The following is an 11,659-nucleotide window of genomic DNA, read 5'->3' as shown; positions in this document are numbered from 1 at the left end:
GGGAGGGTAAGGTATATGAAATGAAGGAAGATGAGGCAATAGATCCTCGGAAAATTGGTAAATACATAGGCAAGGTGGAGTCAATAGCAAATGACGATACCGGACAATATAAAGGGAATGGCTCTAACATATACCCTGTAGGCACTAAGTATTATAAATTGAATAATCAATCTTCTGATTCTGCCATTGCTGTTGAAATCGGTAACTAAAAATGGAAGAAAGCCGAGTTTATCCATGAAGCACCGTTCCGTTTTACCGACCTGTTTGGGAAATACTTGCCTTATACACTTTTAGCAGCTATTGTATTTATTATTTTAGTGAAATTTATACCCAGAATCAGAGTGTCACAATAAATTCCAGAGCTTATAGGCTCTTTTTTTGTGTAAAAAATAGAGATGAAATTTCATTTATTTCTTTTAATTACAAATGATATTGCGATGATAAAAATTTAAAAATAGGAAAACCGCTTAGCAAAAACAATGAAAGCGCATACAATTATTCAGAATTAATTAAATAGTCTAATAATTTAGAAAAATCAGTTGACTATGTGTCTGGAAGGTCGTATTATAAATTTCAACGAGATAACAAATTAGTAATTATTTGGATTTATAATAGTGGAACTAATAACAAGAATTTAATAAGTAGAAGCGATGATAAGGATAAGTAGTAAGTGGGCTGAACAGTTACAGAGAGCCGATGGTGCTGAGAATCGGTACTGTTTCCAAGTATGAACTCCCCTTTGAGCGTCTGTATGAACTCTCCAGTAATACAGACCGGGTTTGACCGATCAACCCGTTATCAAAAGTAAAGAGTGCATGATTGATGAAATCAATTATGAATTAGGGTGGTACCATGGAAAGGACAACAAGCCTTTTCATCCCTGCGTTTCAATTGGGAAACGTATGTGATGAAAAGGCTTTTTTATTTTTAAAAAAGACCTGGCAAATAAGCCTATCACTAAACAGGAGGTAGATTCCATGTTGGAGAAAACAGCTCTTGCTGAGAAGAAAAGCCTACAAACTGAAATAAAAATCAGCGGAGCCGAGATGTTGGTCAATGCCCTGAAAAAGCAAGGAGTGGGGGTTTTATTTGGATACCCCGGAGGTGCCGTTCTACCCATTTATGATGCACTTTATAAATCGGGATTGAAGCATGTGTTGCCAAGACATGAGCAAGGCGCAATCTATGCGGCTGAAGGATATGCAAGGATAAGTGGAAAGCCTGGAGTGGTAATTGCTACCTCTGGTCCCGGAGCAACCAATATTGTCACAGGTCTTGCTGATGCCATGATGGATTCCTTGCCTTTAGTCGTTTTTACCGGTCAGGTTGGTACAGGAGTAATCGGAACAGATGCTTTTCAGGAGGCAGATATTTTAGGAGTTACAACACCGATCACAAAGCATAATTATCAAATTCGAAATACGGCAGATATTCCAAGAATCGTGAAGGAGGCCTTTCATATTGCTTCAACAGGACGGCCAGGTCCAGTCCTCATTGATATTCCGAAAGATATGGCTCAGCTCGTAGCAATAGAAGAGGAACCTGAGACAATCCATTTGCCGGGATATCAGCCAAAGTATGAACCTAATTATTTGCAGATTAGAAGACTCGTAGAAGCAGTCAGTTCTTCTAAGAAACCCGTTTTCTTGGCTGGTGCAGGTATCCTTCATGCGAAAGCCTCAAAGTACTTACTTGAATATGCTGAGCAACAGCAAATCCCAGTCGTTAATACATTATTGGGACTTGGCAGTTTTCCTCCGAGTCATCCGCTTTACATCGGAATGGGAGGGATGCACGGAATATACGCAGCCAATATGGCACTGTCTGAATGTGACCTATTAATCAATATTGGTGCCAGGTTTGACGATCGTTTAACAGGTAATCTATCAAAATTTGCACCGCATGCAATGGTTGCCCATATAGACATTGATCCTGCTGAAATCGGTAAAAATGTTCCGACGGCTATCCCGGTTGTAGGAGATGCCAGGCATGCTCTGAAGCATTTAATCAAGCAGAATGGCAAACAGCCAGATAACGAGGGCTGGAGGAAGCAAATTCAGAATTGGCTGGAGGATGCACCATTCTATTATGACAAGGGGAACGATCAGCACCTGAAACCACAGAGAATTATGGAAATGATTTATGAAATGAGTAATGGGGATGCCATCGTGACAACCGATGTTGGTCAGCATCAAATGTGGGCTGCCCAGTATTATCCTTTTAAGCGTCCGAATGCATGGGTAACCTCCGGAGGACTTGGCACGATGGGGTTTGGATTACCGGCTGCGATTGGAGCACAAATTGCTGAACCAGATGATTTGGTTATCTCCGTAAATGGTGATGGGGGTATCCAAATGTCCATTCAGGAACTTGCTGTTATCGCAGAACTGAACTTGCCAGTAAAAATTATCATTATCAATAATGGTTCTCTTGGAATGGTACGCCAATGGCAGGAAATCTTTTATGAATCCCGATACTCAGAAAGTGTATTTCGTTCCCAGCCCTCCTTCAGCAAGCTGGCTGAAGCTTATGGAATAAAGGGATTCGATATCCGGACGGAGGAAGAAGCTGAAAGGGTATTTAACGAAGAATTTAGTAAAGATAGTCCAGTACTAATCAATATTTTTGTAGAACCTAAAGAAAATGTATACCCAATGGTTGCACCTGGAAAGGGAATTAATGAAATGGTAGGGGTGAAGAAAAATTGAAAAGGATCATCACTTTAACCGTTCTAAACAGACCGGGTGTCCTTAACCGGATTACCAATTTATTTACGAAACGAAATTATAACATTGAAAGTATTACGGTAGGGCAATCCGAAATGGAGGAGAGAGCGCGAATAACTTGTGTTGTAAACGTCGAATCCGTGCAAATTGCAGAACAAATTACCAAACAATTAAATAAACAGATTGATGTCATAAAGGTACAGGACATAACAGATCAATCCGTTGTAGCCAGGGAGCTTGCGTTAGTAAAAGTAACAGCCACTCCCCAATCGAGAAGTGAGATTTACTCACTCATTGAGCCTTTTAGAGCTTCGGTTATTGATATTGGCAAAGAAAGTCTTGTGATTCAAATAACCGGTGAATCAAATAAAATAGAAGCTTTTATCGAATTAGTCAAGCCGTACGGAATTAAGGAATTAGCTAGAACAGGCACTACCGCTTTTGCCCGCTCCACTCAAATGGGCAACCAGGGAACAAAGAATTATTCAATTGTCTAAATAAAAATGAAAAAGGGAGAGAACAATTATGGCAAAAATGTACTATCAAAATGAAGCAAATGAAGCAGCTTTATCAAATAAAAAGGTAGCAGTTATTGGATATGGATCACAGGGGCATGCCCATGCACAGAACTTACGGGAAAGCGGATTTGAAGTAGTTATTGGATTGCGAGAGGGTAAATCTTGGAACCAGGCGGTTGAAGATGGATTTGATGTTAAATCTGTTAGGGAAGCAAGCGAGGAAGCAGATGTAATCATGATTCTCTTACCGGATGAACATCAAACAAAAGTATATAAAGCAGAGATTGAACCAGTCTTGCGGAAAGGTCATACACTGATGTTCGCTCATGGTTTCAATGTCCATTATCATCAAATTGTTCCTCCGGCATTTGTAGATGTATCCCTAGTGGCGCCAAAAGGACCGGGCCATTTAGTCAGAAGGACATTTGAACAAGGGGCAGGTGTTCCAGCATTATTTGCCATCTATCAGGATGTGTCAGGTGAAGCAAGAGAAGTTGCATTGGCTTACGCAAAAGGGATTGGAGCACTTAGGGCAGGAGCTCTTGAAACTACATTCAAGGAAGAGACCGAAACAGATTTATTTGGAGAACAGGCAGTACTTTGCGGGGGACTTACCTCCTTGGTAAAGGCAGGTTTTGAAACGCTGACGGAAGCTGGCTATCAGCCTGAGCTTGCTTACTTTGAATGTTTACATGAATTGAAATTAATTGTTGATCTCATGTATGAAGGCGGCATGGAAGGGATGCGCTATTCCATTTCTGATACCGCTCAATGGGGTGATTTTGTTTCAGGTCCCCGCGTAGTTGGCCCGGCTGTTAAAGAAGAAATGAAGCAAGTGTTAAAAGAAATTCAGAATGGCACATTTGCAAAAGGATGGCTGCTTGAAAATCAAGTGAACAGACCTGTATTTAACGCGACACAGGCACAGGAAAATGCACATCCAATTGAACAGGTAGGCAGAGAACTTCGTCAAATGATGCCATTTATTCAACAGCAAAAAAAGAAACAGAAAGAAGTGGTCGGCAGTGCGAAAAATTAATATTTTTGACACGACCTTACGTGATGGAGAACAATCTGCCGGAGTCACTCTTAATTTGACCGAAAAACTGGAGATAGCCAAACAATTAGAAAAAATGGGTGTAGATATCATTGAGGCTGGTTTTCCCGCAGCCTCTCCAGGAGATTTCGAATCAGTGAAGAAAATTGCTGATTTAGTCAAAAATTCAACGGTAACAGGACTGGCAAGATCTGTGGAAAGTGATATTGATGCAGTGTGGGGAGCTTTAAAGCAAACGGCCGACCCGAGGATACATGTCTTTCTTGCTACATCACCCATACACAGGCAGTATAAGCTGAAAATGACGGAGGATCAGGTAGTTGAAGCTGCCGTGGCTTCGATCCGTTATGCTTCGAAGTATTTCCCGGTTATTCAATGGTCAGCTGAAGATGCTTGCCGAACAGAGCTTCCATTCCTGGCTCGGATTGTGGAAGAAGCTATCAAAGCCGGAGCAAAGATCATCAATATCCCGGATACGGTTGGTTATATCACACCGAAAGAATACAGTGAAGTCTTCCGATATCTAATGAGCCACGTTCCATCTATAGATCAGGTTACGTTGTCTGCCCATTGCCATGACGATTTAGGATTGGCGACCGCCAATTCTATGGCAGCGATTCTGGCCGGAGCGACTCAGATAGAAGGTACCATTAATGGAATTGGTGAACGGGCCGGGAATACTGCACTGGAAGAAGTAGCGCTTGGCCTATATACAAGAAAAGATTTTTATCAGGCAGAAACCGGCTTGGTTCTTAGTGAAATTAAACGTACAAGTGAATTGGTCAGTAAACTGACAGGTATGGTAATCCCGCCAAATAAAGCTGTAGTAGGTAAAAATGCCTTTGCACATGAATCCGGCATTCATCAAGACGGTGTGCTTAAAGAGAAAACAACCTACGAGATAATTGAACCTGAATTAGTTGGATTAAGTTCTAACTCCATGGTGCTTGGTAAGCATTCAGGCCGGCATGCATTCCGTACAAAATTAGAAGAGTTAGGCTTCCCTGTGTCGGATGAAGAAGTTAATCACCTTTTCAAAGTATTCAAGGATCTCGCAGATCGTAAGAAAGAAATGACAGATGATGATATTGTCGCGTTAGTACTGGAAGAGAAAGTAACAAAAGAGGATAACTATTATGAATTAATTTCCATTCAGGTTCAATACGGAACCAATCAGATTCCTACAGCAACCGTTACATTGTCAGGGGTAAATAACGACAGAATACAGGAGGCCTCCACTGGAGCAGGGAGTATTGAAGCGTTATACAATACGCTCGAGCGTTGCATCCAGAAACCAGTTAAGCTGCAGGATTACCGTATTCAATCAGTTGGCGGCGGCAGAGATGCGTTGGCACAGGTGTTTGTAAGAATTATTTATCAGGGAGTGGAAACAAGCGGACGGGGATTAGCCCAGGATGTGTTGGAAGCGTCGGCCAAAGCGTATTTAAATGCTATTAACCGAGTGATTTTAACAGTAGAGCACCAATCAATGGTGATCACGAATTAATCAAATAAGGGGGATTTCTTCGATATGAAAAAAAACATTGCTGTATTGCCGGGTGACGGAATTGGACCAGAAATTATGATAGGAGCCCTCGAAATCCTCAATGCTATTGGTGAACGATTCGGGCATGAATTCGTCTTTGAATATGGGCAAATTGGCGGGGCAGCGATTGACACGGAGGGTACCCCTTTATCTGAAAAAACGATTGACCTTTGTAAACGAAATGATGCCGTGTTACTTGGAGCAGTTGGCGGTCCGAAATGGGATCATAATCCCCCGGAGATGCGACCTGAGCAAGGGCTGTTAAAAATCCGCAAAGAGTTAAATTTATACGCAAATATGCGTCCAATCAGTTATTATGCCAGCATCGAGGATTCATCACCTTTGAAAAAAGAAATCATTGATGGTACGGATTTTTTAATCGTGAGGGAACTAACGGGCGGGTTATATTTTGGCAAACCGAGTAAGCGTAATTATCATGATGGCATGGAATCTGCTGTCGATACTCTGTATTACGAACGCGAAGAAGTAAAGCGGATTATCACACTCGCTTTTGAATTGGCAAAGGAACGAAAAGGAAAGGTAACATCCGTTGATAAGGCAAATGTATTAGAATCAAGCCGAATGTGGAGAGAGGTGGCAGAAGAAGTAGCCAGTGAGTATCCAAAAGTGAAGCTTGAGCATATGCTCGTAGACAACGCAGCGATGCAGCTTATCCGTAATCCAAGGCAATTTGACATATTGGTGACTGAAAATATGTTTGGTGATATTTTGAGCGATGAGGCAAGTGTCTTAACTGGTTCACTTGGAATGCTCCCTTCAGCAAGTCTTTCTGAAAATGGTTTGCATTTATATGAACCAATTCACGGCTCTGCCCCGGATATCGCAGGCCAGGATAAAGCTAATCCAATTGCAATGATTCTGTCTGTTGCATCGATGCTTCGCCATTCCTTCCAAATGGAAGAAGAGGCAAGTATAGTGGAACAAGCGGTGAAAAATGTACTGGACTCCGGCAAACATACAATAGATATATCAGGAGATGGAAAAGTGCTGTCAACTACGGAAATGGCCAGGGCTATTAAGGAAGAAATTTTGCAGAAGGACGCTATTTTTCACATTATGGAAGCGTACGCGTAAAAAAATTAAAGGTATCAATAAAATGAGGAGGGATCTATGTGGGTAAATCGATCGTGGATAAAATCTGGGAAAATCATATAGTGCACAAGGAGGCGGGAAAACCAGATTTATTATACATCGATCTGCATCTCGTTCATGAAGTGACTTCTCCTCAGGCATTTGAGGGTCTTCGCCTAAAGAAAAGAAAGGTACGCAGACCAGATTTGACCTTTGCAACAATGGATCATAATGTCCCCACCATTAATCGTTTTGTAATAACAGATGAGGTGGCGAAAAGGCAATTGACAGCACTTGAACGGAATTGCCAGGAATTTGGAGTACCTTTAGCAGGCCTTGATAGTGAAGACCAGGGAATTGTCCATGTGATTGGACCTGATTTAGGCTTAACCTGGCCGGGAAAAACCATTGTTTGCGGCGACAGCCATACATCTACACATGGTGCATTTGGTGCATTGGCCTTTGGAATTGGCACGAGCGAAGTGGAGCATGTATTAGCGACGCAAACCATTTGGCAAAACAAACCGAAAACGATGAAAATTGAAATAAACGGTTTACTCCAAAATGGGGTTACTGCAAAGGATGTCATTTTATTTATCATCACTCAAAATGGAACGAACTTTGGTAACGGTTATATTTTGGAATATGCAGGAGATGTAGTACGTAATATGTCGATGGAAGAGCGCATGACTATGTGTAATATGTCTATTGAAGGTGGCGCTCGTGCCGGTCTGGTTAGCCCGGATGAAACTACTTTTTCTTATATGAAGGGCCGGAAATATGCTCCCGTGCCGGACGAATTCGAGGAATATTGTAAGCGGTGGTCAGAATTGGCCAGTGATGCTGATGCAGATTATGACAAAGTAATCTACATGAATGGAGATGATATTTCTCCTATGGTCAGTTGGGGCACCAATCCTGGGATGTGCAGCCCAGTAACCGGGAATATCCCTCATTCAAATTCAATGAAGCCAGCAGCAGCCAAAACATTACAGCGAGCGCTAGAATACATGGGTCTTAAAGAAGGTCAGGCAATTACAGATATACCGGTTCAGCATGTATTTATTGGTTCCTGCACAAATTCCAGGATAGAAGATTTAAGGGAAGCGGCTGAAATTATCGATGGTAATAGGGTTGCTGCAGGAGTGAGAGCAATGGTCGTTCCAGGCTCACAGGCTGTTAAGAAGATGGCAGAGGAAGAAGGTCTGGATACGATTTTCAAAGCAGCTGGATTCGAATGGAGAGAAGCAGGCTGCAGCATGTGCTTAAGCATGAATCCAGATGTGGTGCCGGCAGGTGAACATTGTGCTTCCACGTCGAACCGTAATTTTGAAGGAAGACAGGGCACTGGAGCAAGAACGCATTTAGTATCTCCGCGCATGGCAGCAGCGGCAGCGATTTACGGAAAGTTTGTAGATATCAGAGAAGCGGTGAATCCTTTGATTTCTGGAAAAGGAGGTCATTAAAATGGAAAAAATGACAGTCTATACAGGTAAACCTGTTATTCTTGAACGCGATCATGTCGATACAGATCAGATTATACCGAAGCAGTTCCTAAAGCGCATTGAGCGTACCGGGTTTGGCAGGTATGTGTTTTTTGACTGGCGTTTTCATGCAGATGGAACCGAGCGAGACGATTTTGAACTGAATCAGCCTGAAGCTAAAGGTGCGACCATTTTGTTGGCAGGTGAAAATTTTGGATGTGGATCCTCTCGTGAGCATGCCCCATGGGCACTGGGGGATTATGGGTTTAAAGTAATTTTAGCTTCCTCCTTTGCAGATATTTTTCATCAAAACTGTTTGCAAAATGGAATACTGCCGATAACCTTAGAAAAAGAGACTCTTGCTTCACTAAAGGAATTTATACGTAAAACACCGTTGGATCTAACGGTTGATCTACCTAATCAAGAATTGAGAGCACAAGAAAACGTACTTGCTCGATTTGATATTCATCCATATTGGAAGAACATGCTGATTAATGGTTGGGATGAAATTGAACTAACGCTTCAGTATAATGAAGAAATCAATCAATACGAACAGAGAATACTGGCATAGACTACAAGATATATAGTCTATGTTTTTTTGCGTTTCATTGTTTATTGAGTGAATAACAGAAAGATTTTTTGTTTTTCATGGAAAGGCATGCTAAACTAACGACAATTAATTCAAAAAAATCAAGGCGGTTTGTTATGAAGAACACAAAAAGTGAACGAAAGGATGAAAAGGTAATTCCTTTTCCTAATCTGGCACAATTGCTCCTCAAAAAAGGTATGCAAGCCATGGAGGAGAAAAAATTCAAAAATGCCCGTGAATTATTTGGCCAGGCGTATGAATTGGAACCGGAAGATGAAGATATCAATATCGGATTGGCTCTGTCACTTGTAGAGCTCGGGAATTACCAAGATGCAAAAGCTATAGTGAATAAGATGATGGGAAATGGAATTGGAGAGTATTTTCATGTCATCAATATTTATTTAATGATCCTTCTGCAATTAAATGAACATCGCGAGATTATATCGGTAGTCGAAGCGTTATTGGAAGAAAATCAAGTACCTGAAGGCAGAGTTGAATCATTAGAACATCTATTGGCTATGAGTAAACGAATTGTGGAACAGGGCAGCGAACAGGAATATTCAGATGATTTTCCTGAATTTAAAGTCGAATCACCTCAAATTCAGGAGGAAGAAATAAAAGTTATTTTGGAAACCGGAACGATGCAAGAGCAATTTTTTATGCTATCTTCACTTGCAGGGCAAAATATTAGACCGTGGGTAGGGCTGCTTTGCCAATATTTAATAGAAGAAAAACATCCTTTTTTAAAAACCTTTACTTTATCCATATTAAAAGAGCAGGAAGTGGATAAGATTGTAGAGGTGGATAAGTTCGGTCAAACTATTACAGTGAATATAGTAGACTTACCAATTGTTGAAGAAACGCATTTTTTATCTGACATACATAAAACCTTACGTGACAGGTTGGAAAATAATAATCCTATCATGTTCGAACAGGCAATGGAAATGGTTAAAAGGCATAATATCCTGCTTTATCCATTGAATATACCGAATCTCGAAGGATGGGCAGAAGGCTATTATCGAATTGTGTCGGAAGCCTATGGAATCGATTTGAAGGAGCCTGATGAAAGGATAAATATAATTATAGAGGAAATCAGGAATCTAGAGGGGATGACTTTCCCTGTTATTTGAGGGTCCAAGTCTTGAAACGTAGGAAACCTATGTTATAATATAGTGGTTGCAATATGCATTGGTACAGTAAGGCTGTACTGCCTAAGATCAATAAATCTAGTTGCACATAATATCGTGTTAAGAGAAAACGATTATTAGGAAATATATATAGTGGAGGGAAAACCATGTCTGCAAAATGGGAAAAGCTTGAAGGGAACAGCGGTATATTAACTGTTGAAGTACCGGTTGAAAAAGTAAACGAAGGCTTAGATTCAGCATTCAAAAAAGTGGTTAAACAAGTACAAGTGCCAGGATTCCGTAAAGGAAAAATGCCTCGTGCATTATTTGAAAAGAAATTTGGCGTTGAGTCTCTTTACCAAGACGCATTAGATTTTATTCTTCCAGAAGCATACGCTAATGCAATTGAAGAAACTAAAATCGAGCCAGTTGATCGTCCAGAAATTGATATCGAAAAAATGGAAAAAGGCGAAGCTCTTATTTTCAAAGCAACTGTTACTGTGAAGCCAGAAGTTAAACTTGGCGAATACAAAGGTATTGAAGTTACACAACTTGATACTGAAGTAACTGATGAAGATATCGAAAAAGAAATCAAAACTTTACAAGAGCGTAACGCAGAGCTTGTAATCAAAGAAGAAGGACAAGCTGAGAATGGTGATACTGTAGTTTTAGACTTTGAAGGATTCGTTGATGGCGAAGCATTCGAAGGCGGACAAGCAGATAATTACTCCTTAGAACTTGGTTCTAACTCTTTCATTCCAGGATTTGAAGAGCAATTGGTTGGTCTTGAAGTTGGTGGAGAAAAAGATGTTGAAGTTACTTTCCCAGAAGAATATCATGCTGCAGAATTAGCAGGAAAACCAGCTGTATTCAAAGTGAAAATTCATGAAATCAAAACAAAACAATTACCTGAGTTAGATGATGAATTTGCTAAAGATGTTGATGAAGAAGTAGAAACATTGGAAGCACTTAAAGAAAAAATCAAAACTCGTTTAGTTGAGTCTAAAAACCATCAAGCAGAGCACCATGTAAAAGACACAGTTATCGAAAAAGCGGCAGAAACTGCAGAAATCGATATTCCAGAAGCAATGATCGACACTGAAACAGATCGTATGATTCAAGAATTTGAACAACGTCTTCAAGCTCAAGGTATGACTCTTGACATGTACTTCCAATTCTCTGGCCAAGACAAAGATGCTCTTAAAGGTCAAATGAAAGAGGAAGCTGAAAAGCGTGTACGCATCAACTTAACTCTTGAAGCAATCGCTAAAGCAGAGAACCTTGAAGTTACTGAAGAAGAAATCAACACTGAAGTACAAGCAATGTCTGAGCAATATGGCTTGACTGCTGAACAAATCATCCAAGCGCTTGGCGGAACTGAAAGTGTTAAAGGTGACTTATTAGTAAGAAAAGCAATCGACGTATTAGTTGATAACAGCAAAACAGTAGAAGCTTAATACACATATTAAATAACAAAACAAGGTGCGATTTTATCGTACCTTGTTTTATACATACTATAC

Annotated in this window: 10 protein-coding genes and 1 other annotated feature; all 10 genes read left to right on the top strand. The window is 40.6% G+C overall.

The features are described 5' to 3' along the window. The first annotated feature begins 20 nt into the window (after positions 1 to 20). Positions 21 to 209, top strand: a complete 189-nt coding sequence (locus AC4G3N_RS15675) for a hypothetical protein (RefSeq protein ID WP_491090585.1) — start codon at positions 21 to 23, stop codon at positions 207 to 209. Between the two features lie 432 nt (positions 210 to 641). Next, positions 642 to 885, top strand: a binding site (T-box leader). A gap of 92 nt (positions 886 to 977) precedes the next feature. Next, entirely contained in the window at positions 978 to 2,708 is a 1,731-nt protein-coding gene (gene ilvB / locus AC4G3N_RS15670) for an acetolactate synthase large subunit (protein WP_491090583.1), read from the top strand. Next, a complete protein-coding gene (ilvN, locus tag AC4G3N_RS15665) occupies positions 2,705 to 3,223 on the top strand; it encodes an acetolactate synthase small subunit (protein ID WP_066108669.1) in 519 nt (172 codons plus the stop codon). Before ilvB ends, ilvN begins: the two co-directional genes overlap by 4 nt. A 28-nt stretch (positions 3,224 to 3,251) precedes the next feature. Continuing rightward, entirely contained in the window at positions 3,252 to 4,283 is a 1,032-nt protein-coding gene (gene ilvC / locus AC4G3N_RS15660; protein WP_066108666.1) for a ketol-acid reductoisomerase, read from the top strand. Then, positions 4,270 to 5,808 (top strand): 2-isopropylmalate synthase, encoded by a 1,539-nt coding sequence (locus AC4G3N_RS15655; RefSeq protein ID WP_490551071.1) that lies wholly within the window; start codon positions 4,270 to 4,272, stop codon positions 5,806 to 5,808. The genes ilvC and AC4G3N_RS15655 overlap by 14 nt, the downstream gene beginning before the upstream one ends. 24 nt (positions 5,809 to 5,832) lie before the next feature. Continuing rightward, positions 5,833 to 6,942, top strand: coding sequence for a 3-isopropylmalate dehydrogenase (gene leuB, locus AC4G3N_RS15650; protein WP_066108663.1), 1,110 nt, complete (start codon positions 5,833 to 5,835; stop codon positions 6,940 to 6,942). 38 nt (positions 6,943 to 6,980) lie between these two features. Beyond that, a complete protein-coding gene (gene leuC / locus AC4G3N_RS15645; RefSeq protein ID WP_491090578.1) occupies positions 6,981 to 8,405 on the top strand; it encodes a 3-isopropylmalate dehydratase large subunit in 1,425 nt (474 codons plus the stop codon). A 1-nt stretch (position 8,406) separates the two neighbouring features. After that, positions 8,407 to 8,994 carry a 3-isopropylmalate dehydratase small subunit gene (gene leuD / locus AC4G3N_RS15640; protein ID WP_066108658.1) on the top strand — a complete coding sequence of 196 codons (588 nt, stop codon included), beginning with the start codon at positions 8,407 to 8,409 and terminating at the stop codon, positions 8,992 to 8,994. A gap of 134 nt (positions 8,995 to 9,128) precedes the next feature. Beyond that, the gene (locus AC4G3N_RS15635; RefSeq protein ID WP_066108655.1) at positions 9,129 to 10,142 is read left to right on the top strand and encodes a tetratricopeptide repeat protein; all 1,014 of its coding nucleotides are present in this window, start codon (positions 9,129 to 9,131) and stop codon (positions 10,140 to 10,142) included. Positions 10,143 to 10,306: 164 nt separating this feature from the next. Next, positions 10,307 to 11,596: a trigger factor gene (tig, locus tag AC4G3N_RS15630; protein ID WP_491090575.1), complete on the top strand. Its 1,290-nt coding sequence runs from the start codon at positions 10,307 to 10,309 to the stop codon at positions 11,594 to 11,596. The last annotated feature ends 63 nt before the right edge of the window (positions 11,597 to 11,659 follow it).

The sequence above is a fragment of the Bacillus sp. z50 genome, from assembly GCF_058313585.1.
The sequence above is the reverse complement of the archived record's forward strand: the minus strand, read 5'-3'. Positions and strand labels throughout refer to the sequence as shown.